General features: G+C 66.4%; 20 protein-coding genes and 1 tRNA gene. 16 read left to right on the forward strand and 5 right to left on the reverse strand.

The genetic code is table 11. The features are described from left to right. Positions 1–12: 12 nt before the first annotated feature. Positions 13–1,431 (reverse strand): 3-isopropylmalate dehydratase large subunit, encoded by a 1,419-nt coding sequence (leuC, locus tag HZA32_18350; GenBank protein MBI5426039.1) that lies wholly within the window; start codon positions 1,429–1,431, stop codon positions 13–15. Positions 1,432–1,634: 203 nt separating this feature from the next. Here leuC and HZA32_18355 point away from each other — a divergent pair, with 203 nt between their 5' ends. Both HZA32_18355 and HZA32_18360 read left to right on the forward strand, forming a co-directional pair. Beyond that, positions 1,635–2,546, forward strand: coding sequence for a LysR family transcriptional regulator (locus HZA32_18355; GenBank protein ID MBI5426040.1), 912 nt, complete (start codon positions 1,635–1,637; stop codon positions 2,544–2,546). A gap of 180 nt (positions 2,547–2,726) precedes the next feature. Next, positions 2,727–3,698, forward strand: coding sequence for a hypothetical protein (locus tag HZA32_18360; protein ID MBI5426041.1), 972 nt, complete (start codon positions 2,727–2,729; stop codon positions 3,696–3,698). 123 nt (positions 3,699–3,821) lie between these two features. On the opposite strand, the gene HZA32_18365 is transcribed toward HZA32_18360, so the two are convergent. Further along, a tRNA-Leu gene (locus HZA32_18365) sits at positions 3,822–3,909 on the reverse strand. 130 nt (positions 3,910–4,039) lie between these two features. On the opposite strand from HZA32_18365, the gene HZA32_18370 reads away from it, so the two are divergent. Together HZA32_18370 and HZA32_18375 are read left to right on the forward strand one after the other, a co-directional pair. Beyond that, positions 4,040–4,822 carry a PEP-CTERM sorting domain-containing protein gene (locus HZA32_18370; GenBank protein ID MBI5426042.1) on the forward strand — a complete coding sequence of 261 codons (783 nt, stop codon included), beginning with the start codon at positions 4,040–4,042 and terminating at the stop codon, positions 4,820–4,822. Positions 4,823–4,869: 47 nt separating this feature from the next. Further along, a complete protein-coding gene (locus HZA32_18375) occupies positions 4,870–5,628 on the forward strand; it encodes a 16S rRNA (uracil(1498)-N(3))-methyltransferase (GenBank protein MBI5426043.1) in 759 nt (252 codons plus the stop codon). A 105-nt stretch (positions 5,629–5,733) separates the two neighbouring features. Here HZA32_18375 and HZA32_18380 read toward each other — a convergent pair whose 3' ends face one another. The 3 genes from HZA32_18380 to HZA32_18390 all read right to left on the reverse strand — a co-directional run bounded on the left by HZA32_18380 (position 5,734) and on the right by HZA32_18390 (position 8,846). Then, positions 5,734–6,219, reverse strand: a complete 486-nt coding sequence (locus HZA32_18380; GenBank protein ID MBI5426044.1) for an E3 binding domain-containing protein — start codon at positions 6,217–6,219, stop codon at positions 5,734–5,736. A 122-nt stretch (positions 6,220–6,341) separates the two neighbouring features. After that, positions 6,342–7,136, reverse strand: coding sequence for a 3-deoxy-8-phosphooctulonate synthase (gene kdsA, locus HZA32_18385; GenBank protein MBI5426045.1), 795 nt, complete (start codon positions 7,134–7,136; stop codon positions 6,342–6,344). 105 nt (positions 7,137–7,241) lie between these two features. Next, positions 7,242–8,846, reverse strand: a complete 1,605-nt coding sequence (locus HZA32_18390) for a CTP synthase (GenBank protein MBI5426046.1) — start codon at positions 8,844–8,846, stop codon at positions 7,242–7,244. A 128-nt stretch (positions 8,847–8,974) separates the two neighbouring features. On the opposite strand from HZA32_18390, the gene HZA32_18395 reads away from it, so the two are divergent. From HZA32_18395 to HZA32_18450, 12 genes are all read left to right on the forward strand, one after another. Continuing rightward, the gene (locus HZA32_18395) at positions 8,975–9,358 is read left to right on the forward strand and encodes a hypothetical protein (protein MBI5426047.1); all 384 of its coding nucleotides are present in this window, start codon (positions 8,975–8,977) and stop codon (positions 9,356–9,358) included. Positions 9,359–9,427: 69 nt separating this feature from the next. Further along, positions 9,428–10,444, forward strand: a complete 1,017-nt coding sequence (locus HZA32_18400) for an adenosine kinase (GenBank protein MBI5426048.1) — start codon at positions 9,428–9,430, stop codon at positions 10,442–10,444. Between the two features lie 49 nt (positions 10,445–10,493). Beyond that, the gene (locus HZA32_18405; protein ID MBI5426049.1) at positions 10,494–11,048 is read left to right on the forward strand and encodes a hypothetical protein; all 555 of its coding nucleotides are present in this window, start codon (positions 10,494–10,496) and stop codon (positions 11,046–11,048) included. Positions 11,049–11,095: 47 nt separating this feature from the next. Further along, positions 11,096–11,617: a hypothetical protein gene (locus tag HZA32_18410; protein ID MBI5426050.1), complete on the forward strand. Its 522-nt coding sequence runs from the start codon at positions 11,096–11,098 to the stop codon at positions 11,615–11,617. 42 nt (positions 11,618–11,659) lie between these two features. Continuing rightward, positions 11,660–12,655 (forward strand): biotin--[acetyl-CoA-carboxylase] ligase, encoded by a 996-nt coding sequence (locus tag HZA32_18415; protein MBI5426051.1) that lies wholly within the window; start codon positions 11,660–11,662, stop codon positions 12,653–12,655. 125 nt (positions 12,656–12,780) lie between these two features. Next, positions 12,781–13,803 carry an ABC transporter ATP-binding protein gene (locus HZA32_18420; GenBank protein ID MBI5426052.1) on the forward strand — a complete coding sequence of 341 codons (1,023 nt, stop codon included), beginning with the start codon at positions 12,781–12,783 and terminating at the stop codon, positions 13,801–13,803. Between the two features lie 170 nt (positions 13,804–13,973). Further along, positions 13,974–14,735, forward strand: a complete 762-nt coding sequence (locus HZA32_18425; protein ID MBI5426053.1) for an ABC transporter permease subunit — start codon at positions 13,974–13,976, stop codon at positions 14,733–14,735. A gap of 4 nt (positions 14,736–14,739) precedes the next feature. After that, positions 14,740–16,209 (forward strand): GldG family protein, encoded by a 1,470-nt coding sequence (locus tag HZA32_18430; GenBank protein ID MBI5426054.1) that lies wholly within the window; start codon positions 14,740–14,742, stop codon positions 16,207–16,209. A gap of 113 nt (positions 16,210–16,322) precedes the next feature. Then, positions 16,323–18,314 carry a DUF4340 domain-containing protein gene (locus tag HZA32_18435; GenBank protein ID MBI5426055.1) on the forward strand — a complete coding sequence of 664 codons (1,992 nt, stop codon included), beginning with the start codon at positions 16,323–16,325 and terminating at the stop codon, positions 18,312–18,314. A 76-nt stretch (positions 18,315–18,390) separates the two neighbouring features. Continuing rightward, a complete protein-coding gene (locus HZA32_18440; protein ID MBI5426056.1) occupies positions 18,391–21,195 on the forward strand; it encodes a hypothetical protein in 2,805 nt (934 codons plus the stop codon). Positions 21,196–21,293: 98 nt separating this feature from the next. Beyond that, positions 21,294–25,223, forward strand: a complete 3,930-nt coding sequence (locus HZA32_18445) for a response regulator (protein MBI5426057.1) — start codon at positions 21,294–21,296, stop codon at positions 25,221–25,223. Between the two features lie 160 nt (positions 25,224–25,383). Continuing rightward, positions 25,384–26,061: a hypothetical protein gene (locus HZA32_18450; protein ID MBI5426058.1), complete on the forward strand. Its 678-nt coding sequence runs from the start codon at positions 25,384–25,386 to the stop codon at positions 26,059–26,061. Positions 26,062–26,074 lie beyond the last annotated feature (13 nt).

Raw genomic sequence — 26,074 nt, forward strand, 5'->3', positions numbered from 1 at the left:
GGAGCTGATAGCTCAGTTAACCGCGAAGACTTCGCGCGCATCCGCCACGGTGCCGGTGACGGCGGCGGCGGCGACCATGACGGGACTCATCAGGATCGTGCGGCCGGTGACGGAGCCTTGGCGGCCCTTGAAGTTGCGGTTCGACGAGCTGGCGCAGAGTTGGTCGCCGACGAGTTTGTCGGGATTCATCGCGAGGCACATCGAGCAACCGGCGCCGCGCCACTCGAAGCCGGCTTCGGCGAGGACCTTGTCGATGCCTTCCTTCTCGCACTGGAGCGCGACGATTTGCGAGCCGGGCACGGCGATGGCCTTCACGCCGGGCGCGACGCGCTTGCCTTTGACGTATTTGGCGACTTCGCGGAAGTCCGAGAGGCGGCCGTTGGTGCACGAGCCGAGAAACGCGACGTCGATCTTCGTGCCCTTGATGGGCGCGCCCGCGGGCAACTTCATGTAAGCGAGCGCCTCGATGATCCCGGCCTTGTCGTCGGCGGAAGTGGCGGTGTCCGGGCTCGGAATGTTCTCGGAGATCGAGATGCCCTGGCCGGGATTGATGCCCCAGGTGACGGTCGGCGCGATGTCGGCGGCGTCGATTTTCACGATGTCGTCGTAGCGGCAGCCGGCGTCGCTCGCGAAGGATTTCCAGCGCACCACCGCCTCGTCCCACGCGGCGCCGGTCGGCGAATACGGACGGCCCTTCAGGTAGGCGAACGTGGTCTCGTCGGGATTGACGTAGCCGACGCGCGCGCCGCCCTCGATGGACATGTTGCAGACGGTCATGCGCTCTTCCATCGAGAAGCCGTCGAACACACTGCCGGCATACTCGTAAGCGAAACCGGTGCCTCCGTTCACGCCGAGCGTGCGGATGATGTGGAGGATGACGTCCTTCGCGTAGACGCCGGCGCGGAGTTTGCCGTTCACCTCGATGCGGCGGACTTTCAACTGGCCGAGCGCCATCGTCTGCGTGGCGAGCACGTCGCGCACTTGCGAGGTGCCGATGCCGAACGCGATCGCGCCGAACGCGCCGTGCGTGCTCGTGTGCGAATCGCCGCACGCGATCGTGGTGCCGGGCTGGGTGATGCCCTGCTCGGGACCGACGATGTGCACCACGCCCTGCTTGCCGCTCGCGCGGTCGAAGAAAGTGATGCCGAACTGCGCGCAGTTCTTCCGCAGCTCGTCCATCATCGCCTGCGCCAGCGGATCGGCGTAGGGCTCGACGAGCTGGTCGGTCGGCACGATGTGGTCCACCGTGGCGAACGTGCGGTGCGGCATGAGCACCGGGAGCTTGAGGTCGCGCAACATGCCGAAGGCCTGCGGCGACGTGACCTCGTGGATGAGGTGCGTGCCGATGAGCAGCTGCGTCTGGCCGTTGGCCAGTTTCTTGACCGTGTGGGCGGCCCAGACTTTTTCGAAGAGGGATTGGGGAGCGGACATGGAAGGAAAAAACAGGAACGAGAAGTGGTTCGGGCGATTGACTACTGAACCACGGATTTCACGGATAACACGGATGAAACCGATCCGTGCAATCCGTGAAATCCGTGGTCAAAAACAACGCGGCTCCGTGGCGTGAGCCTCGAAGCGGTCGCGAGCTTACCAGTTTCTTGCCATAACCGGAAATACCTCTTTCATCACGATTGATGCCGCGCGAGTATCAATATCCCTTCGAGCTGCGCCACCTCGTCTACTTCCGCGAAGTGGCGCGGCAGCTCCACTACCGCAAGGCCGCCGAGTCGCTCGCCATCGCGCAACCGGCGCTGTCTCGCGCCATCACGCAGCTGGAAACATCTCTCGGCGTCGATCTCCTCAACCGCACGCAGCGGCGCGTGGAACTGACGGCCGCCGGCAAGGCGTTCCTCGAACGCATCGAGCCGCTTCTGCGCGCACTCGCCGCCGTGCCTGGCGATATCCAGGCGCTCGCCGGCGGCCAGGCCGGGCACGTGCGCGTCGCGTTCACGGGCCTCGCGATGGCGACGGTGCTGCCGGGCATCCTGCGCGAGTTCAACCGCCGCTATCCCGGCGTGCGCGTGGAGCTGAACGAGTCGCCGACGTCCGCGCAACTCGACGCGCTGAAAGCCGGGGAAATCGCGTGCGGCTTTTTCCACCCGGACGAACAGACCCCCGCCGGCCTGCGCACGAAGGTGCTGCTGCGGGAGAAAAACGGCGTCCTCCTGCCCGGCGAGCATCCCCTCGCCCACGCGAAAAAACTCAAGCTCCGCGACCTCGCCGGCACGCCCTTCGTGATGTTCCCGCGCGCGCACAATCCCGGATTCTACGACCGCGTGCTGGCCGCGTTTCAACAAGCTGGCGTCACGCCGCGCATCGCTGACGAAGTGTGGCCGCGCGCCAACGCCATCGGTCTCGTGCGCGCCGGGCTCGGCGCGACTTTCATGTGCCCCTCCGAAGCGCGCCATCTGCCGGCGGAAGTCAGTTTTCGTCCGCTCGACGGTCCAGCGCCGGAAAGCCGGCTCGTGCTCGGCTGGCGAAAAGATGCCCCGCCCGATCCGGCATTAAACGCCTTTCTGCTCGTGGCGGGCGCGGAAGCAAACTGAGCGCGCGCTGGACGCCGCCCCGCTGATCGGACGCCTCGCCGTTGCGACGCACACGGAGAGCGAACCGCTGCCCTTCCTCGCGCAGCCAGAGGCGCACCATTCGGACTGACCGACGAAGCGAGGGCCTGTCGTCCTTGAATCGACCGCGTCGCTGTTCTCAAATCGCTTGCCCCCGCCCCAATGAGTCCGAACCCCGCGCTCCGCATGCTGCTCGTGCTGGTCACGGCCGTCATTGCCGCGCGAGAGAGCCGCGCCGACGACCATGTCGTGGTCAGTGCCCGCGCCAACGACAGCTACACGCAACGCAAGTTCGGCGGCGACCAAGTGCGTCCCGAGAGTTACGTCTTCGGCGAAGGCAGCTTCTTCGGCGGCATCACCGCCGACGGCTCGCTCGAGCGCACGGGATTCCGGCAGATCGCCGAGTCGCTGGCTCCGGAGCTCGCGCGGCAGCAATACTGGCCGGCCAAGGATCTCGCGAGCGCCGACCTGCTACTCGTGATCCATTGGGGTGTCACGACGCCGCATCAATCCCTGCGCGATGCGCAGAACGTCACCACGCTGTCGTTCGACCCGCGCGACACGCCGCACCTCGAGTCGACCGCGGCCGACCAATTGTTCAAGGACCCCACGCCGGCCAACGATACGGCGGGCGCGGGCGACGGCTCCCCGTCGGACATCGCCGCCTCGCTGCGCGAGACGGAAATCTCGCCCAGCTTCGACACCATCAAGGGCTTCAACGACGAGGCCGCGCGCAACTTCAGCGAGGCGAGCAACGCGCAACTGCTCGGCTACACGAAATCGCTGCGCCAGCTCGGCGCGAAGGCGTTCGGCAGCGCCGAGGAGGCCACGTTGCGCGCCGACCTCTCCAGCGAGCGCTACCTGGTCATCGTCTGCGCCTACGATCTCAAGACGCCCCCACAACCCGGCCAAAAGCGCCGGCCCGTCTGGGTGGCGCATCTCAACATCCGCGCCGCCGGCACGAATTTCACCATCGCGCTGAACCGCATGGGCCAGGTCGGCGCCAATTTCTTCGGTCGCACGACCGACAGCCCTACCACCGTGCAGGCCAAGGTTCGCCAAGGACGCGCCACTCCGGGCGAGCTGATCATCCTCGGCGTCGAGGAGCCGACGACCAAGCCGGCGAAAAAGTAGGCGCGGCGCGGCTGGACGGCCATGCGGCCACGGAGTTGAAGTCGCGGCGCGACTTCCGCCGCCGTAGGTCCGCCTTCGCCGAGGCTACGGCGGACAAATTTCTTTCGCCGCGCGAAAGAAATTTGGTGCCCGAAGAGGGGGTCGAACCCACACGCCTTTAGAGGGCGACGGATTTTGAGTCCGTTGCGTCTGCCAATTCCGCCATTCGGGCGAGCCAAGGCCGGCACAGAAGCGGGCGAGGCGTCCGATGTAAACTCTGTTTTGAAGCCCGCGGCGGCCGGCGCCCCGACGAAAACGCCGTTGCCTCCGAAGCCGCGCTCGGAGCAACTTCGCGGCCGCACATGCGTCTTCGGCCATCATCGACTTACCTGTTCCTGCCGCTCCTCCTGCTCGGCATCAGCGGGGCGCCGTCGGCTTTGGCGATAACCGTTTTCACCCGCACGCCCACCAACGCGGTGATCACTCTCAACGTCGAAGCGAGCGACTCGATCGAGAACGTTAAGGCGAAAATCCAGGACCATTCCGGCCTCCTGCCGATGTTCCAAACCATCTCCTTCGCCGCCCAGACGCTCGAAGACGGGCGAACGCTCGCCGACTACAACATTCAGAACCAAGCCACCCTGCGGCTCGCGCTGACCGCCGGCACCGGGAGCTTTTCCGCGCTGGATTTTTCGGGCAGCGAGACGTTCAACATCGGATTCGTCAACGACGCCAACGGCGGCGTCAGCGCCACCGCCTACAGCTTCACCTCGCCCGGCACCTGGAACCTCGCGGCCGTCAGCACGGTCGCGCCGATCGCGATCAACCTCTTCTCCCTCGCCGCAACCGCCAGCACGACGAGCTTCTACAACGAAGTTAGCAACTTCGATCCCGCGAAGTCCCAATCGTGGACGATTCTCTCGGCCAACGGCGTCACGGGCTTCGACGCCGCGAAGTTCACCGTCAACACCACGCATTTCGCCGGCACCGTCTCGCCCGATTGGTTCAGCGTCTCGCTCACGGACAATCGACTGACCCTGAACTTTACGCCCGTTCCCGAACCCAGCACGACCATCGCCTTCGCGCTTGGTCTCGCGCTTTGCGGCGGCTATCAGTTCCTGCGCCGCCGATCGCGCCGAGGCTGACGCCGCGCGCGGCAGCGGCGTCCACCGCAACGAACCCAACCCCCGCCATGCCCGACTTTCGCGTCTACGCCCCGGATGTGGTCGGCACCGCGACGGAAATCCGCCTCGGCGCCGACGAGAGTCACCACCTCGTGGCCGTGAACCGTTGCCAGCGCGGCGATCCGGTCGTGGCGTTCGACGGTCACGGGCGCGAGTGGCAATGCGAGTGCGTCGATCCCGCCAAGGCCGGCGCGGTCCTCCGCGTGCGATCGACGCACCAAGCCGCTCCCTTGCCCTGCGCCATCACGCTCGCGCAATCGATGCCGAAGGGCGCAACGATGGACGAGATCGTGCGCCACGCCACCGAGCTCGGCGCCGCGCGCATTGTGCCGCTCGTCACCGAGCGGACCCAGGTGCACCTCGATGCCGATCGCGCCGACAAGAAGATCGAGAAATGGCGCATCGCCGCGATCGAAGCCGCGAAGCAATGCGGCAACCCGTGGGTGCCGGAAATCGCCGCGCTGACGAAGCTCGACGCGCTGCTCGCGGGAAGCGCGAAGGATTTCGATCTCAAGCTCGTCGCCAGCCTGCACGCTGGAGCGAAGCCGCTGCGGAGCGTCGTCGAGCACTGGCGCGCGCAGCACGGGCGACCGCCGCAACGCGTGCTCTGGCTGGTGGGACCGGAGGGAGATTTTTCGCCGGCGGAAATCACCGCGTGCGTCATGGCCGGTTGCGCGCCGGTCACGCTCGGACCGCTGGTGCTGCGTTGCGACACGGCGGCCGTCGCGGCGTTGAGCGTGCTGGGCTACGAGCTGGGCGCGAAATAAACCGCTGACAGTGGGTTCGGTCGCACCGTGACCCAACTGGCGCGAGTAAGCTCACGGCCTACACAAGGCGCCCGGCGCTCGGCCGGACCGCGGCCGACGCGCTCGTCACTTGCGGCTGGCGAGGTATTTCGCGACGTCGTCGCCGGAGACGCGGCCGCCGGGGCCGGTGGCTTCGATGTCGGAAATCTTCGTCGGATCGAGGCCAGCTTCCTGAGCCATCTTCGTCGCGCGCGGCGTCCAGACGAGCGCCTTGGCGGCGGCGGCCGGCGCGTGCGGGGCGGCGTGTGCCGCCGTTTGGGCGTCGTGTTGCGCGGTGGCGATGGCGAGGTGCTGCAGGCTTTGATCGCTCGTCTCCATGCGGAAGAGCGTTTCACCGGAGCGCTTCACTTCGCCCTTGTTGCCCTTCACGGCAACGATCGTGCCCTCGGCGGGCGACTCGAAATCGAACGCTGACTTGTCGCTCTCGAGTTCGGCGAGCTTCTGGCCCTTGGCGACCTTGGTGCCGGGGGCGACGACGATGTTGATGATGGTGAGCTCGCTCACCGTGGCGCCCATCGAGGGCATCGGAACGTCGATCTGGAACGTGGACATGGGGGTGTTTCTTTGCCGCGAAATTGCGGCGGTGCGTCGCAGCGGTCAATGCCGCGCCCGGCGGGAAAAGTTCGCGTCGGCGGGTATGAAAAAGCCCGCCAGGGTGGCGGGCTCGGACTAATTCAACTGCGCGCGGCGCGCCAGATGGCGAGGCATTGCGCGATGAGCTTCGGCAGATCCGGCAGTGGAATCATGTTCGGGCCGTCGGAGATCGCGTTGGCGGGATCGGGATGCGTCTCGATGAAGAGGCCGTCGGCGCCCGCCGCGAGCGCGGCCTTGGCGAGCGGCGGCACGAATTCGCGGCGTCCGCCCGATTTGCCCCCGGCGGCGCCGGGCAGCTGCACGCTGTGCGTGGCGTCGAAGATCGCGGGATAGCCGAGCGCCTTCATCATCGCGAAGGAGCGCATGTCGACGACGAGGTTCTGATAACCGAAGGTCGTGCCGCGCTCGGTTTGCCAGATCTCGGCGGCGTGGCCATCGCGGAGCTTGCCGACGACGAACTCCATTTCCTGCGGCGAGAGGAACTGGCCCTTCTTCACGTTCACCGTCTTGCCGGTCGCGGCGGCGGCGAGGAGCAGATCGGTCTGCCGGCAGAGGAACGCGGGGATTTGCAACACGTCGCACACGGCGGCGACGGGCTCCGCTTGCTGACGCTCGTGGATGTCGGTGAGCACAGGGAAACCGAACTCGCGCTTGATGAGCGCGAGGAGTTTCAGCCCTTCCTCCATGCCAGTGCCGCGATCGCCGCCGAGTGAGGTGCGGTTGGCTTTGTCGAAAGAGCCCTTGAAGATGATGTTCAGCTCACGGTGCTCGACCGCGAGCTGCTTCAGCGTCGTGGCGACGGCGCGGCAGACGGTCTCGTTCTCGAGCGAACACGGGCCGGCGATGAGGAGGAGCTTCTTCGAATCGAAAATCATGAGGACGGAAAACTAACCACGAATGGACACGAATTCACACGAATGGCCAAACACCCGCGAAGCGCGGAACCATTGGTGTTCATTTGTGTTCATTCGTGGTTCAACTCATTTCTTCGCGCCGTGGCGCTTGATGGCGGCGGCGATGAAGGACGCGAACAGCGGATGCGCCTTGTTGGGCTTCGATTGAAACTCCGGATGCGCCTGCGTGCCGACGAACCACGGGTGGTCCTTCAGCTCGATGACCTCGACGAGGCCGCGCTTCGGATTCCAGCCGGAGATGACCATGCCCTTTTTCTCGAGGCGTTCGAGGTAGTCGTTGTTCACCTCGTAGCGGTGGCGGTGGCGCTCGGTGACGGTGTCCTGGCCGTAGGCGCGGCGCGCGAGCGTGCCGGCCTTGAGCTGGCAGGCGTAGGCGCCGAGGCGCATCGTGCCACCCTTTTGGACCACGTTGCGCTGCTCGTCCATGAGGGCGATGACCGGATCGGGCGTCGTCTCGTCGAACTCCATCGAGTTCGCTTTCTTCAGGCCGAGGACGTTGCGGGTGAACTCGATCACGGCGACCTGCATGCCGAGGCAGAGGCCCCAATACGGAATCTTGTTTTCGCGCGCGAACTTCGCGGCCGCGATCTTGCCCTCGATGCCGCGATCGCCGAAGCCGCCGGGAACGAGAATGCCGTCGAGCTTCTTCAGCGCGGCGAGGCCGGACTTATTTTCGAGATCCTCGGCGTCGACGCGGACGATGTTCACGCGGCAATGGTTCGCGATGCCCGCGTGCGCGAGCGACTCGTAGACGGATTTGTAGGCGTCCTGGAGCTCGATGTATTTGCCGACCACGCCGATGTTCACCGTGTGCTTCGGCGACTTGATGCGGTGGACGATGTCGATCCAGATGTTTTTCGCGGGCGCCTTGTTTTTGATGCCGAGCAGGTCGCACACGATCTGGTCCATGCCCTGTTTCTGGAGCATGAGCGGCAGCTCGTAGATCGACGACTCGACGTCCTCGGCGGCGATGACGGCCTTCACGGGGACGTTGCAGAACATCGAAATTTTCTCGCGCATCTCGAGCGGCAGCGGGTGATCGCAACGACACACGACCATGTGTGGCTGGATGCCGATCTCGCGGAGCTTCGCGACGGATTGCTGCGTGGGCTTGGTCTTCATCTCGCCCGCGGCGTTGACCCACGGGACGAGCGTGACGTGGATGAAGCAGCACTCGCGCGGACCGACCTCGAGCGCGAATTGCCGCAGCGCTTCGATGAACGGCAGGCCCTCGATGTCGCCGGTCGTGCCGCCGATCTCGGTGATGAGCACGTCGACGCCCTTGCCGCCCTTGTAGATGCGTTCCTTGATCTCGTTCGTAACGTGCGGGATCACCTGCACGGTTTTCCCGAGATAATCGCCGCGGCGCTCCTTCGCGATCACGGCCTCGTAGATCTGGCCGGACGAAAGCGAATTCGCGCGGCTGAGTTTGCCGCTCGTGAAACGCTCGTAGTGACCGAGGTCGAGGTCGGTCTCCGCGCCGTCGTCGAGCACGTAAACCTCGCCGTGCTGATACGGGCTCATCGTGCCCGGATCGACATTGAGGTAAGGGTCGAACTTCTGGATGCGCACGGACAGCCCGCGCGTCTCGAGCAACGCGCCGAGCGAGCCCGCCGTGAGACCCTTGCCCAAAGATGAAACCACACCGCCTGTGACGAAAATATACTTCACGGGCTTTACGGTATTGGTGGGGCTGAGTCGTGACACAAGAAAAAGCTTGGACGCGCGCGGCTTTTATCACGCCGCCGCCCGAGAAAAAGCTTTGCCAGTTCAGCGAGCTGCCGGGATTTTGCCACACTGTGCAGGCCAAACCTCAGCTTCTTGTCTGGATGACGTGCGACGGTGTCCACATCGACCCCGCCACCGGTAAACACACCATCCTCGGCGTCTTCTCGAACATCAAGGGCCGCTCCTTCCCTCTCACGCACCCCTACATGGTGTGGTTCATGACGCTCACCGACGTCGCGCACGGCAAACATCGCGTGAAGATCTCCATGGGCCTCGACCCCACGCGCCTCAGCGAGCTCATCCACCGCGAATTCGAATCCGGCAGCCCGCTCCATCGCATCAACCTCATCAACGAGCTGAGCAACCTCACCTTCTCGCAACCGGGCGACTACTCGATCCTCATCGAGGTCGACGAGGAGCCGATCCTCGCCACAAGCATGACCGTGACTCTCTGACGACCGTCCGTCATCGGTCCTCAGTTCCGAGTCCTCAGATCTCCGTTCTCCGTCTTCAGTTCTCCGATCATGGCCAAGCACACCGCAGCGCACACCTTCGAACTCATCGGCGTCGGCAATCCCATCATGGATCTGCTCGCGCACGTCGACGACGCGTTCCTCAAGCAATACGTCGCCGGCGACAAGGGCGGCATGGTGCTCGTCGACGACGCCGACATCGTCACGCTTCTCCACCGCCTCGGCGATCGCATCGCCATGATGCCCGGCGGCTCCGCGGCGAACACCACGCTCGGCGCCACCAAGCTCGGCCTGAAAACCACCTTCCTCGGCAAAATCGGCGGCGACATCACCGCCGAGCACTACTTCGAGAACTTCGTCGCCGCCGGCGGCGACGGCTCGCGCTTCAAGCGCGCCGTGCTCCCCAACGGCCGCTGCCTGTCCATGGTCACGCCCGACGGCCAGCGCACCATGCGCACGCACCTCGGCGCCGCCATGACGCTCAGCCCCGACGAGATCACCATTGCCGATTTCAAAGGCTGCCGCCACGCGCACATCGAAGGCTACCTGCTCTTCAACCCCGCGCTCGCACAGAAGGTCGTCGACACCGCGCGCGCCGCCGGCTGCACGATCAGCCTCGACCTCGCGTCCTTCGAAGTCGTCAACGTCGCCCGCGATTGGATTTTCGAGCAACTCCGCGCCGGCCTCGACGTCGTCATCGGCAACGAAGACGAGGCGAAAGCGCTCTTCCGTCGCGAAGATGCCTACGACGCCTATGCCCGCGAACTCGCCCAGTTCGGCGGCATCGCCGCCGTGAAGATGGGCAAGGACGGCGCATGGGTCGCCCAAGGCAGCGAGCTGCACCGCATCTTCCCCGTCCGCGTCGAGCGCGTGATCGACACCACCGGCGCTGGCGACGCGTGGGCGGCCGGCTTCCTCTACGGCTACCTCCGCGGCAAATCGCTCGCCCTCGCCGGCGCGATCGGCTCGCGCATGGGCGCCGAAACCGTGCAACACCTCGGCGCCTCGATCCCCGACATCCACTGGCCGCGCCTCCGCGCCCACGCGGAGGATTTCGGGAAGCCGTAATTTTTCCGCCGCGCACGAACCGAGTTCCGTTTGGACGGTCCCAACGTCCATGCACTCGCCCCGGTGCGCTCTCGGATTGCTGCTCGCTGCGCTCAGCTTCTGCCCGGCAGCACTCGGTGCCGACGCTCCGGCGCCCACGGTCACTTCGCCGCGACTCCAGGCCGCACTGCGAGCGCAGTTGCCCAAGTTCGAGCCCCGCGCGCCTGCCGAATCCGCGCCGGCGCCCGCGAACACTTTCGCGGATCCGCAAGTCACGTCGGAAGGCGTCGTCTTGCTGCCGGACTATCGCGTCATCGAAAAGAAAGTCGCCGAGCCCCATCCCGACGACTGGCTGAAAGGTGACGTCGTCACCCGTCGCGAAATGCGCCGCCTCGAGGCCGACATGACGACCCTCGAACTGCTTCTGAACCGCTGGTCGATTCCCCTCGTGGGACCGTCCTTCGTCGCTCGGGCCCGCGGTCGCTATGAAGCGAAGAAATTCCGAGCGGAGTTCAACCGCTTCCTCGACCTCGCCAAAACCGTGGAAACCTTCGACCCGCGCGCCGCCCAGGAATTGCGCGATGCCCTCGATTTCCGAAAGCTTCCGAAGGAAAAGGGAAAGTGAATGCGGGTTTGACTGAACCGCGACCAGTGAACCTTGTCGGAGCCGTGATGCGCTCGTCCCGCCACCTCTTCGCGCTGCTCACCTCGGCCGCTTTCCTCGCGGGCCTCACCGCGCGCGCCGACGAACCCGCGACGCCCACCACCTCCGTCCGCACCAACGAGGCGCTCCTTTCCCGGCTCCCGAAATTCAACGCCGCCAAGAGCGACGCCGCGCGCAAAGCAGCCGCCGAGGAGGCCGCGCGAAAGGCCGCCGCCGCCCCGTCCGGCAACACCGAGACCGTGGAGAAAGACGGCGTCGTCCACCTGCCCGACTACAAGGTCGTGGAGAAGAAGCAGCAGGAACTCCGCGGTGACGACGCCCTCAGCCAGCAAGAGATCACGAAGAAGGCCATCCGCCTCGCCGAGGCCAACATGAACGCCTTGGACATGGCGCTGAACCGCTGGCACATCCCCTTCCTCTCGCCGTCATTCGCCGACCGCGCGCGCGCCGCCTACGAAGCGCAGAAAAACGCCGAAGAGAACGAGCGTCTGCAGCACGTGATCGACGTTTCCAACGGCGCGAAGAAGTAGCGCCGCTTGCCAGCGCGCGAACGCCGCGCCAACTTTCTCGCCGTGCCTGAGTCCGACACCGACGTCGTCATCCTCCGCGAATTTCTCGCCCACCCCGGCGAACTCGTCCCCGGCACCCGGCTCGCGAAACAACTCGGCATCACGCGCGTCGCCGTCTTCTTCCACCTGAAGCGACTGATCGAGGAAGGCTTCGTCATCGAGTCCGAGCCGCGCAAGGGCTACCGCCTGATCGCACCGCCCGACAAACTCCACGAGGCGCTCATCCGCACACACCTCGGCCGCACGCGCGCGCCGCACCTCGTGTGCCTCGACACCGTCGACAGCACCAACAGCGAAGCCGAGCGCCGCCTCGCCGCCGACGAGCCCCTGCCGCTCGCCATCCTCGCGCGCGAACAAACGCGCGGCCGCGGCCGACGAGGGCGCGCGTGGCACAGCGCCGCCAACGGCAACCTCTACGTCACCTTCGTCTGGCGCCCGCAACTCGAGCCGGCGCGCCTGCAGGATTTCACGCTGTGGGCCGGCGTCAGCGTGTGCGAGCTCGTGGAGAATTTCTGCCGCCTCACACCGCGCCTCAAGTGGCCGAATGACCTCATGATCGATGGCCGCAAAGCCGGCGGCATGCTCACCGAAGCGCGCATCGACGCCGACCAGGTGCGCGACCTCGTCTTCGGCCTCGGGCTGAACGTCAACGGCCGCCACGCCGACCTGCCCGTCGACCTGCGCCGCCTCGCCACTTCGCTCGCCGAGGCGCGCGGCGAGCCGCTCGACCTCAACCGCTTCGCCGCCGCGCTCATCAGCCGCATCACGCAAGCCTACGCGCAGTTCATCGACGGTTCCTATCGCACGCGCTTCGCCGATCTCTGGAACCGTTACGACCTGCTCCGCGGCAAGCCCGTCACGGTCATTCAAGGCCACCGCACCGTGCGCGGCTCGGCCATGGGCATCGACGACGAAGGCTCGCTCATCGTGCGCACGGACGCCGGTCCGACGGAACGGTTCCGCGCCGGCGAGGTCACGTTAGGCAAGGATGCGGTCTGACGTGGCGGCCGCGCCTTTCGCCGCCGGGTTTTCCCGGGCCGACGGGACGTGCGCGACCGCCGACTCGACGCTTGCGATGCGGGCGCAAAGCCCGTGTTAATGGCGCAGCGTCCGCACTTTGCCGCATGGCAGAACCCAACGACATCACCATCGAGGTCGAGCACCTCGCCAAGAATTACGGCTCCCTCACCGCCGTGAACGACATCAGCTTCTCCGTGAAGCGTGGCGAGATCGTGGGCCTGCTCGGACCGAACGGCGCGGGCAAGAGCACCACGATGCGCATTTTGACGGGTTACCTGCCCGCCACCTCGGGCTCGGTGCGCATTTGCGGCCACCCCGTGGCCAGCCACCCCGAACTCACCAAGCGCCACCTCGGCTACATGCCGGAAAACAACCCGCTGCCCGAGGACATGCGCGTGTCGGAATACCTCTGGTTCCGCGGCCGTCTGAAGGAGATGCCGCGCTCCAAACTCCGCGCCCGCATCGACGAAGTCCTCGAACTCTGCGACCTGAAGCGCAACCGCCACAAGATCATCGGCCGCCTTTCCAAGGGCAACAAGCAGCGCGTCGGCATCGCCGAGGCCATCCTCGCCGAACCGGACATCATCATCATGGACGAGCCGACGATCGGCCTCGATCCGCACCAGATCCTCATCGTCCGCGACCTCATCGCCAGCCTGCGCGGCCGCATGAGCGTCATCATCTCCTCGCACATTCTGCCCGAGATCGAAGTCACCTGCGACCGCGTGCTCATCATCAACGGTGGTCGCATCGTCGCCCAGGGTTCGCCCGCGCACCTGCGGCAGGAAATCTTCGGCCACTCGACCTACCGCCTCGAACTCAGCGGCGACAGCGCCGCACTGCCCGTGCTCCTCGCCGACGTCGACGCCACCATCCGCGTCGCCAGCGTGAGCGACTGCGCCCCCGACGGTTTCTGCGTCGTGATGCTCACGACGAATTCCGAAGCGGATCTCGGCGAAAAACTCCTGCAGGCGCTCCCGACGCGCGGCTACCGCCTGCGCGCCCTGAGCCGTTCGTTGCCGACGCTCGAAGACGTCTTCCTCGCCGCCACGCGCCGCAGCTGGGACGCCCGCGCGCCCGACACCGCGGCCCCCGCGCCCAGCCGCCCGCCGCTGCCGAAAATATGAGCACGGAGCGATCAGCTTTCAGGTGTCAGCGATCAGCTCTCAGCCGTCAGCTTCCGGCCGACGATTGCGATTGCCCGAACATCCGCTCTTGGCCGCGATCGACCGCAAGCACCTCACCGCTTTCCCAAGCTGAAAGCTGACCGCTGATCGCTGACTGCTCCCGCTCCGCCATGCGTCACTTCCTCACCATCCTCGCCCACGAGATCCGCGCCCTGCTCTTCAACCCGAGCACCTACGTCGCCGCGGTGCTCTTCCTCGGCGTGATGGGTTTCATCTTCGCCGGCATCCTCAACAACTACAGCACGCACCCGCAGGAGCAGCAGCCCGCGCAGCAGTTTTTCCAGTATTTCATCATCCCGGTCTACTTCATGGTGCCGCTCCTCACCATGCGCAGCCTCGCGGAAGAGCGCCGCCTCGGCACGCTCGAGACTCTGCTCACCACGCCGGTAACGACGACCGAAGTCGTGCTCGGGAAATTCGGCGCCGCCTACATTCTTTACCTGCTGCTCTGGGCTTCGACCGGCGGCTTCCACTACATCCTGCACCACTACTCGCGCGACGCGCGCCTGCTCGAGTGGGGCCCGCTGGTCGGCGGCTACACCTTCATCGCCGTCAGCGGCCTGCTCTTCGTGGCCATCGGCATCCTCGCGAGCGCGCTGACGCGCAGCCAGGCCGTCGCCGGCATCTTGAGCTTCACGGCCCTGTTCGCGCTCACCGCCGGCGTCTACTTTCTCGGCAACACGCCGCTCCTGCAACAGGAGGGCTTCGCGTCCGTGCGCACCGCGGTGGAAAACCTGCAGACCTTCACTCACCTCGAGGATTTCAGCCACGGCGTCATCGATACGCGCCAGGTGTTTTTCTACCTCACCGGCTCGGTGCTCGCGCTGATCTTCAGCATCCTCGGCGTCGAGGCGAAGCTCCTCCAAGGCTGACCGCATGCACTTCGCCGACAGCTTTCGCGCCGCGCGCTGGGTCCGCATCATCAACCTGCTGCTACAGGCCGTGCTCTTTCTCTCGTTGTTCGCCGGCCTGAATTACGTCGCGCAAAACCACTTCGGCCGCTTCGACCTCACGAAATCCCGCCGCTATTCTCTTTCGGCCGAGACGCGTTCCTACCTCGAAGGCCTCGAGAAACCCGTTCACCTCTACGTCACCTTCCGCGACGACAAGGAGAGCGACGAACTCGCCCAAGCCTACCTTGACCTCCGCGGGCTGCTCCGCGAATTCGTCTTCGTCTCCCGCAACAACGAGCGCGCGCCCATCTCGGTCGACTTCGTCGACATCTTCCAAAACCCCAAGCAGGCGCAGGCCCTCGGCATCGAGCAGCAGCCCAACGCCGTGATCGTCACCGCCGGCGACCGCCGCCGCGTCGTCACCATCGACGAGCTCTACCGCATCAAGAACAACAAGACGCGCGAAGCCTTCCGTGGCGAAGCCACGCTCACCGCCGCCATCCTCGACGTCACCGCCAGCGGCCGCAAAAAAATCTACTTCGTCCTCGGCCACGGCGAGGCCCAGCCCGACGACGTCACCGAGCGCGGCCTCTCGCAACTCCGCGACCAGCTTCGCCAGCGCAACTTCGACCTCGGTGCGCTCGACCTCGCGCACGACCGCAAGATCCCCGAGGACGCCGCCCTGCTCCTCATCGTCGGCCCGTCGCAGCCGTTTCAACGCGCCGAGGAGGAACTGCTCCGCAACTATCTCCAAACGCGCGCCGGCCGCATCATCCTCATGCTGAATCCCGGCCGCCTGCACGGCCTCGATATTCTCCTCTTCGACTGGGGCATCATCGCCTACGACGACGTCATCTATGACCCCAGCGCCGCCGCCAGCGCTGAGAGCGGCGAAACGCTGATCAAAACCTACTCTCCGCATCCCATCACCCAAACCCTGCTCAACAACCAGAGCTACGTCCTCATCGGCGCCGCCCGCACCGTCGCCGCCGATCCGGGCGCCCCGATGGAAGACGGCATCAAGGTCCAGACTCTCGCCGCCACCACGGAAAACGCCTGGGGCGAGCGCGGCTACCGCCTCCGCCCGCCCTACGCCTACACGCCCGGTCAGGATCTCCGGGGTAATCTCGGCATCCTCACCGTCGCCGAGCGCGTGAAGCCCGCCAAACTCGAGTTCAGCGTTCCCGGCGGCCGCCTCGCCGTCTTCGGCACCTCCGACCTCATCACCAACAACCGCATCGCCACCCTCGGCAACCTGATGCTCTTCCTCAACACCGTGAACTGGGCCGCCGACCGCGACGTTTACCTCAGCATTCCCGCCCGTCCCATCGAGCGCTTCCAACTCGCCCTCTCCACCGAGGAACTCGACCGCCTGCGTCTCGGTCTGCTCCTCATCGTGCCCGGCGCCGCCGCCCTCCTCGGCCTCATCGTCTACTGGACGAGGCGGTCGTAGCGATCAGCTTTCAGCTCTCAGCCATCAGCTCAATCAACCCATGCGAATGCCGTCATCACTCTCCGCCTGTTATGGCTGACTGCTGAAAGCTGACCGCTGATCGCTCCCTCGCCATGCGCTCCAAAGTCACCGTCGTCCTCCTTTTCCTGAACGTCGTCCTGTTCTTCTACATCTTCCGCTACGAGGAACAGTGGCGCGCGGAAAAAGCGCAGCTCGAGACCCGGCGCCGCGTGCTCGGCGCCGAGACGTCCAACATCGAGAAATTCACCCGCACCAGCCGCAACGCCCCCACCATTGCCATCGAGAAAAACAAGGAAGGCGCGTGGATCGTCACGCAACCGTTCGCCTGGCCCGCCAATCCCCACGCCGTCGCGCGCATCCTCAACGAACTCCAGCTCCTCGAAAACGAAACCAGCTTCGCCGTCGCCGACCTCGACAAAAGCGGCCGCTCCCTCGCCGACTACGACCTCGCCGACCCGGTGATGACCTTCACCTTCACCTCCGCCGGCAAATCCTACGCGCTGAAGATCGGCAAAGGCACCGAGACCGCCAACCGCCTCTACGTCCTCTCTCCCGACGGCAGCCGCATCCACGTCGTCAGCCGCACGCTCGCCGACAGCCTCGGCCTCCCCGCCGAGCAACTCCGCTCCGAATCGATCTTCACCGTGCCCGTCTTCGAAGTGCGCGCCCTCGTCGTCCAGACCTCCAGCGCCAAAGTCCGCATCCGCCGCGACCCGAAGCACTGGACTTTCGAGACCCCCATCAACACCCGCGGCAACAAGCCGGAAACCGAAACCACCATCGCCGCCCTCACCGGCCTCCAAGTCAGCCGCTTTCTCGAAGCGCGCGACGCCGACCCCGCCAAGACCGGCCTCGCCTCCCCGCAGCTCCGCCTCACGCTCGACGGCAACGCCCGCCGCGAAACCCTGCTCATCGGCAACCTCGCCTCCGCCGCCCCCGCTCCCGGCACCATCGGCACCGTCGAAGTCTACGCCAAGCTCGAGGACAAGCCCGCCGTCTTCGTGACCCGCCTCACCGCCGGTCAGAGCCAGAGCAACAAGGAGCAAATGGGCTTCCTCGACCGCCTCGCCCGCGCGCAGGAAACCCTCCGCGACCGCCACGTGCTCGATTTCGATTTCGCCGACGTCACCTCGCTCACGCTCGCCGCGCCCGACCGCGCCGAACTCACCCTCCAACGCCTCGACGCCACCCAAGCCACCGAAGCCTGGCAAGTCGTCGTCCGCGGCGCCACCGGCCAGGTCCCGCAGACCATCCCCGCCGACACCGCGATCGTGCAGGACTTCCTCCAGCGCCTGAAACTCCTCTCCGCGACCCAATTCCTCAGCGACGCCCCGTCCGCCGCCGATCTCGAGAGCTTCGGCTTCAATCGCCCCGAACGCGAAATCACCCTCAACCTCCGCACCGGCGGCGGCCCTACCGGCGCCGATGCCTCCTCGGCCACACTCCAGATCGGCACCAAGCCCGCCGCACCCGGCGTCGCCTACGCCCGCGTCGCCAACGCCCCCTACGTCTACGAGATCGACACCGATCTCCTCGAAGACGTCCCGGTCACCGCGCTGCATTTCCGCCAGCGCGTGCTCCGCGAACTCCCCGAAGGCACCCACGTCGTCGGCCTCACCCTCACCGATCTCTCCACCAACACCGTCGTCATCGCTCTCAACGCCGCGCCCGGCGGCGAACTCACCGCCGCCAGCATCGCCGCCTCCGACGCGCCCGAGGCCAAGCGCCCGCACCTCGCCACGCTCCTCGCCGAGATGCGCAAGCTCCGCGCCAAGCGCTTTGTCGCCGACACCTTCGATCCCGCGCGCGCCTCCTCCAACGGCAGCAATCCCGCCTGGCGCTACCGGCTCGACGTCGCCCTTACCCTCGCCGGCGGCAACGCGCAAACGGTCACGTCCAAACTTAACCTCACCGAGCGCCTCGGCGGCACCACGCAACTCGCCGGCACCGAGGAATTCGGCGGCGTCACCTACGAAGTCCCGCAGGAACTGGTCGACGCGATCTTCGCCCTGACTTACGCGGACAAAAACGATCCCGGCCCGCCGCCCGCCGCGCCCGCCCCGACCGAAAAACCCAAGGGCTGATCCCGCGGAACCACCGCGCCGCCGGCGACTCCACCGCTCGCCCGCGCCCTCCGCTTCTCGTCCTCCGTCTTCCGCCTTGTCCACCCAACGCCCAGGTCACGTCGCCTCCGCCACGCGCTTCTGCCTGTCGTGCGCCGGCACGCTCGCGTGCTGGGCGTTGTGGATCGTCCTGAGCCTCACGCTCGCCGCCGAAATCTGGATCGCACTCGCGCACGAGCTGCCCGTCCCGTCCTTCGTCACGCGCACGCTCGACGCGCGGCTCGCCGACGCGAACCTCGCCGCCACCTTCGCCCGCGCGCAATTCGATCCCACGGGCAAAATCCTCCTCGAAGGCGTGCGCCTCCGCTCGCGCCAGTTCGACGACCCGCTGCTCACCGGCCGCACCCTCTACGTGCGCAAGGGCATCTGGTCCTACCTTTCCGGCCAGCACGCCCCCGAGGAAATCCGCCTCGACGGCGGCACGCTCCAACTCCCCGCCCTCCTCTCGCCCAGCGGCGTCGCCGAGCCCGTGCTGCGCGAGATCAGCGTCACGCTCCGCCTCGAACAAAACCTCGTCCACGTCGACCAGCTGAACTTTCGCGTCGGCAACCTCCTTGTCACCGCCCGCGGCGACATCCAGCTGCCCCCGCGCACCGGCACGCCGCCCGACGCCGCCAAAATCATCGGCGAAGCGCTCCGCTACGGTCAGCGTCTCGTCCGTGAGCTGCCGAAACTCGAACGGCTCGAACACCCGCGCCTCGCCGCCGTGATCGAATTCCGCCCCGGCGTCGGCCACGTCGCCCAACTCGATCTCACCGCCGACGCCGTGCGCTCCGCCGAAAACTGGCCGGTGACCGCGACCGGTTTCCACGCGCGCACCACGCTGCGGCTCGACGGCACGGAGGCCCGCCCGCTGCGCCTCCGCTTCCACGCCGATCGCCTCCTTGTGCACGATCAAATCGCGATCGAGCAACCCCGCGGCCTGATCACCACGGAAATCTCCCCGCTCTCGGGCACGCCGCCGCGCTCCGCCGTCGTGCGGCTCACCGCCGACCGCGTCACCGCCTACAACGAGCAAGTCGAACAGCCCGTGATCCAGCTCAACTGGGAGCAGGACAAACCCATCCGCGCCGCGCTGGAAGTCCGCGCGCACCACGTCGCCTTCGCGCTCTCCGCCGAGGCCGACCTCGCCCGCCAAATCGCGCAGCTCCACTTCGACGGCCGCGTGCCGCCGTCGCTCGTCGACGCCGTGCTGCCCGTCCGCACGCCGAAGCTCGCGCCGTATTTCGTGTTCAGCGACCCCGTCGACGTCCACGCCGACGTCTTCTTCGGCCAGGGCTGGAAGTTCGAGCAGCTGCAGTCGCGCGTCCGCGCGCAACGCCTCGACTCGCGCGGCGTGAAAGTCACGCACGCCCGCGGCCGCATCGACGTCGACAGCGACGGCAACTTCCTCGCCTACGATGCCATCGCGCGCATCGGGGAGAACTACGGCCGCGGCAGCTACTTCATGAATTTCCGCACGTGGGACTACCGCTTCCTCCTGCGCGGCTCGCTCCAACCCGACTCGATCTCCGGCTGGTTCCGCTCGGATTGGTGGCCGAAATTCTGGGAAGCCAACTTCGCGTTCGCGAGCGCTCCGCCCGATGCCGACGTCGACGTGATCGGCAACTGGCGCAACGTCACCAAGGTCGCCTACTACGGCAGCACCGAAGCGGTCACGGCCAAGGTCCTCGGCGCCGATTTCGAGCGCGCGCACGCCATCGTCTTTCTGCGGCCGCAATACGTCCACGCCTTCGACCTGCGCGTCGAGCGCGCCGGCGGCGCCCAGCGCGCGAGCGGCTGGTTCAAGCGCTACGCCGACCCCGCGACGCGCGAGCAACGCCGCCTCGAGTTCGACCTCGCCGGCAACCTCGAGCCGGAAACCTTGCGCCACCTCGGCAAGGAGACCGCCGAGACGTTGCTGAAATCCTGGAGCTTCGGCCGGCCCGCCGACGTGCACTTCTGGGGCGCCACGGATTTCGTGAACGGCAAGAGTTCGCCCGAGCTGCGCTTCACCGGCGCCGCCAACGGCGGGTTGAGTTATGAGGGATTTCCCCTCGAGAGCATCGAGGCCGAGGGTGGCGCGAGCGGCCCCGAAGTGCGCCTCGACCGCATCCTCATCGGCGTCGCCGGCGGCCGCGGCACCGCCAAGGCTTCCTACTCCTCCGCTGCCGGCGCGCGAAAGCTCGGCTTCGATTTCTACATCGAGAACGCCGACATGGTGCGCGCCATCCGGGCGATGCATGAGTTCGAAGCCGCACGCGGCGGCACCGACGCGAACGTCTCGCCGAACAAGGAACTCCTCAAGCGCGCCAGCGGCGGCAAACTCCAGTTCGCCGTTTCCGCGAACGGCAATCCCGACGACGTGAAATCCTTCGTCGGCAGCGGCAACGTCCAACTCGCCGGCGCGGAACTCGGCGAGGTGCACCTGTTCGGCCTGTTGTCGCAGGTGCTCAGCAGCCTGTCCCTGAATTTCTCGTCGCTGAAACTCGATACGCTGCGCGCCAGCTACAAACTCGAGAACGGCCTCGTCACCTTCCCCGACATCCGCGTCACCGGTCCGACCGCCCTCATTGAAGGCAAGGGCGACTACCGGCTCAGCGACCGCACGCTCAACTTCACCGCGAAGTTCAAACCCTACGAGGAGAACCGGAACCCGCTCACGTTCGTCGTCGGCATTGTCGTCAATCCCCTCGCGAGCATCCTCGATCTCCGCCTGACCGGCCCGATCCAAAAACCCAATTGGTCGGTCTCGATCCTCGGCAGCGGCGGTGCCGGCCGCACGCCGGAAAAGCCCGCCGAACCCGCTCCCGCCACCGAAAAGAAGCCCAGCCCCGAGCCCAAGCCCTCGAGCGGGCCATAACTCCTCAGCTGCACTGAACGACAGCTGAAATGTTCGCTAGGTAGAAACACCTATTTCATTGCTAACCGCATCGGGCTCCACGTAGGTTCTGGGGCTCAATGTCGAAGGTCACGTCGACCACCCTGCTGCGCAACCTGCACCTGCTGCCGTTCCTGGCCGTGGCTGTCTTGGGCGGTCTGGCGCTGGTCGGTTGGTGGACCGGTCAAGTGAACTGGGTGCAACCGCGCGCCTACGACGTCCCCCTGCCGGCCAACGCGGCCTTTTGCTTCTTCGCGCTCGGCCTCTCGCCCTTTCTTTTCGCGGTGCTGCCGGGTCGGCGCGTTTCGGCCCTGCCCGCACTGGTCGCCACGCTGCTGGCGGTTCTCGGGCTGGCGAGCACGGGCCTGAAGTGGTGGCCGGAGGTGGAAAACCTCCTCACGCACCACGACCAGCTGATCGACGGCAACAACATCGGCCGCGTCCCGCTGTTTCTCGGAGTCATCCTCGTCGCCACCGGCGCGCTGCTCGCCTGGCTCGGCACCGTGCGGATCGACCCGCGCCGGCCGCTGCTGCTCGCGCTCGCGGGCTCGCTCGCCTGCGCCTACGGCTTTACCGCCGTGCTCGCGGGCCGGATCGGCCTGACCCAAATCGATTTCTGGGCATCGCAAGCGCACATCGGCCCACAAGCCGCCCTCGCGCTCCAGCTCCTCGGCGTCGCCCTCGTGCTGCTCGCCGCTCGCGATGCCTCCGAGACCACCGACGAAGCCGGCCCGCGCTGGCTCTGGCTCCCCGTCGTCACCGCGAGCGCAACCATCACGATCCTCTTCTGGGTGTCGCTGCGCGGCCAGCAAACCGCCTACCTCAACACCACCACCAATCTCACGATCAACACCGTCGCCTCCGCGTTCAAGGCGGAGACCGAGGCGCAGATCAACAACCTCCGCCGCATGGCCGAGCGCTGGACGGATTCCGGCGGCACGCCGCTCGCCAGCTGGGAAAAAGATGCGCGCGCCCACGCCGCCGACTTCCCCGCCTACCGCTCGATCAGTTGGGTCGACGCCAATTTCCGCACCCGCTGGTTCTGGCCCCGCGAGGGCAACGAGGACGCCGCGTCCTTCGACCACCGCCGCGATCCGCTGCGCCTGCAGGCCCTCACTTCCGCGCGCGAGACGCTCGCCTTCGCCATCGCCGCGCCGATCGTCTCGCCCGTGCAGCCGCCGTCGCTCGCCGTCTACGCCACGGTCCTGAGCGGCGGCACCTTCGACGGCTTCATCGTCGGCGAACTCGCCCTGCCCAAGGTCTTCGACGCGATCGACGACCGGCTCAACATTTCGTCCCGCTACGAATTCACCGCGCGCTTCCTCAACCCCCAGGCCGCGCAACCCACCGCGCGCGACGTCGTGGTTTTTCAATCCGCCGAGCGCATCGCGAACTCCAACGAACGCCTCCGCCAATCCGCCGTCTTCAATCTCCTCGGCCAGCGCGTCGTGCTCGAACTCCTCCCGCGCCCCGAGTTCGTCGCGCCGAATCGCCAATACCTCCCCGAGGTCGCGCTCGCCTCGGGCCTCGGCGTCTCCCTGCTGCTCGGCCTCGTCGTCAACCTAGCCCAATCCGCCCGCAACCGCCAGCGCGCCGCCGAATCCACCTCCGAACAACTCCGCGCCGAGAACGAGGAACGCCGCCGCATCGAAGCGCGCCTCAAGGTCACCGACGAGCGCCTCAATCTCGCGCTCGACGCCACGCACATCGGCGTCATCGAGTGGAATCTCAACGACGGCCGCGCCATCTACAGCGCCGGCTTCTGGAACTCGCTCGGCTACGACGCCGCGTTCATGCCGGCGATGCACGAGTCGCTCCTGCGCCTCATCCACGCCGACGACCTCAAGGGTTACCACGCCGCGCTCGAAGCTCACCTCGCCGGCAAAGCGGAACTCTTCGAGGCCGAGTTCCGCGTGAAACACCATAACGGCAACTGGGAATGGTTCGTCCTTCGCGCCAAGTGCGTCGGCACCGACCGCATCGGCCGCCCGCTGCGCATCGCCGGCACCTGCCAGAACATCACCTCCCGCAAATCCCAACAGGAAGCCCTCCGCGCCTCGCAGGCCGCCACGCGCAAACTCTCCCTCGTCGCCTCCCGCACCGACAACGCCGTCGTCATCACCCGCCCCGACGGCCGCGTCGAATGGGTCAACGAGAGCTTCAGCCGCCTCGCCGAGCACACGCTCGAGGACATCGGCGGCCGCCCGTTCGTCGAGTTGCTCTCCAGTCCCGAGGACGACCTCACCGCCGTCGAGCGCGTCACGCGCGCCATCGCGCGCCGCGAGGCCATCACCACCGACGTCATCCACCACGCCCGCAGCGGCAAGCGCTACCACGTGCACTTGGAGCTCCAGCCCGTGCTGAACGACGAGGGCGCGGTCGAAAACTTCATCGTCATCGAGACCGACATCACCTCGCGCGTGGAGGTGGAGCAACAACTCCGCCGCGCCAAGGCCGAGGCCGACTCCGCCTCGCGCGCGAAGTCCGAGTTCCTCGCCTCGATGTCGCACGAGATCCGCACGCCGATGAACGGCGTCATCGGCATGACCAGCCTGCTGATGGAAGCCACGCTCACGCCCGAACAGCGCGATTACGTGCAGACCATCCGCACCTCGGGCGACGCGCTGCTCTCGATCATCAACGAGATTCTCGACTTCTCGAAGATCGAGTCCGGCCGCATGGAACTCGAGCGCCACCCGTTCGAGCTGTCGCAATGCGTCGAGGAGACGCTCGACATCTTCGCCCTGCAGGCCGCGGCCAAGGGCATCGAACTCGCCTACGCGATCGACGCCTCCGTGCCGACCTGGATCGTGGGCGACATCACGCGCCTGCGGCAGGTGCTCGTGAACCTCGTCAACAACGCCGTGAAGTTCACACCCAGCGGCTTCATCACCATCGAAGTGAAGCTCGCCGTCGAAGCCTCCACGCCCGGCGACAACACGGTGCTGCTCGACTTCATCGTGACGGACACCGGCATCGGCATTCCCGCCGACCGCCAGGGCGCGCTCTTCAAGCCGTTCAGCCAGGTCGACTCCTCCACCACGCGCAAATACGGCGGCACAGGTCTCGGCCTCGCCATCTGCGATCGCCTCGTGCAGCTCATGGGCGGCACCATCGACGTGAGCAGCAAGCTCGGCCACGGCTCGCGCTTCCGTTTCAACATTCAAACCGAGCGCGCAGAAATCCCCACCGGCGGACGCGTGCTCAATTTCGCCGGCGTGACCGTGCTCGCCGTCGACGACCACGCTGTGAACCGCCACGCGCTGGTCACTTGCCTGCAACAATGGGGCTGCACTCCCGTCCTCGCCGAAAACGCCACGCAGGCGATCGCCGCCGCCGCCGACCGCCGCCCTGCCATTGCGGTGATCGATCATGACCTGGCGGGCACAGCCGGCGACGAGCTCGTGAAGAATCTCCGCGCGCACCAGCCGGGCCTTCCCATTGTGTTGCTCACCGCCGCGTCCGACGGCGTTCGCCAAGGCCAGAGCGCCGAGCCGTTCGTCATGCGGCTGCCGAAGCCGATCAAGCCGACCTTCCTCGGCGAATGCCTCTCGCGCCTCATGAAAGGCGGCGCCATCCCCGCGCCCGCCGCCCCGGCGCCCACCACGCCGCACAGCGAACTCGCTCGCGGCATCCCGCTCGACATCCTCCTCGTGGAGGACAACCCCGTTAACCAGAAGGTCGCGCTCCACCTGCTCAATCGCCTCGGCTACCAAGCCGACGCGGTCAGCAACGGCCTCGAAGCCATTCGCGCCATCGAGCAACGCGACTACGATTTGGTTTTCATGGACGTCCAGATGCCCGAAATGGACGGACTCACTGCCACGCGGGAGATTCGCCAGCTCCTGCCGAAGACGCGCCAGCCGATCGTCGTCGCGCTCACGGCAAACGCCGTGCAAGGCGACCGCGAGCGCTGCATCGCCGCCGGGATGGACGACTACCTGCCGAAACCCGTGAAGCTCGACGACCTTCACGCGATGGTGCGGAAATATTTCGCCGCAAAGGCCTGATCGAGGCGACACACGCCTCGAAGTTTGACCGCTGCGCGCCCACCGCCAGCGTCCAGCGCGCATCAAACACGCCATGATTTTTCCCCACATCGGCCCACCACCAAGGTCCAACCCGCCTCGGCGTTGGCTATCGCGCGCTTTCACGGGAACACTCGTCGCGATGTTCAGTTGCGTTGCCTCCAGCCACTCCGCAACCCGGCACGCGCCCGCCAATCTCACCCACTCGTTCTCCGTGCAAGGTATCGAGGTGAGCTATGAAGTGCCGTCCACCTTCGCGCTCGGCTACAGCGGCCAAGCCTCAACCGTGACGATTCAGCCGGACGATCCGCGCGTCCTCCACCACCCGCGCGGTCTGCTGGCGAGGAACGTCGCCACCTACTACCACGACATGAAAGGGGACTTTCGCGACTGGTCGTTCACCGTGACGGTCTCAGTCTGCAAGCTGCCTCCGGATTTTCCACCTCCGAAGGACCACATCCCCGACGCGGCGGCACTCACCACCGTCGACGAGCGCCAGTGGAAACTGAAGGACGGCACCGTGCGCAAAGTGTCGCCCCAATCGCGCGCGCTCCTCATCGGTCAGCTCGACCTCGTGGCCATCGACTCCACCACCTCGCTCAAAAGCGAGGAGCTCAAACTCGCAGACGGGGGGCTTGCCCTGACGTTTCCCACTTGCCGCTACTACGGCGCACTGAACGCCGACCACTTGATCTGCTTCAGCATGGGATACTCTGGCAAGGCGCGGATCACCCCGGCGGAGATGCAGCGCGCACTCGTCGCCACGGAAGCGATCATCGCGACGCTGAAGATCGATCGACCCGGCGACGCTCCGCGCTGAACCGACGCGCCCG

The sequence above is a fragment of the Opitutia bacterium genome, assembly GCA_016217545.1.
Lineage (GTDB): Bacteria > Verrucomicrobiota > Verrucomicrobiia > Opitutales > Opitutaceae > Didemnitutus.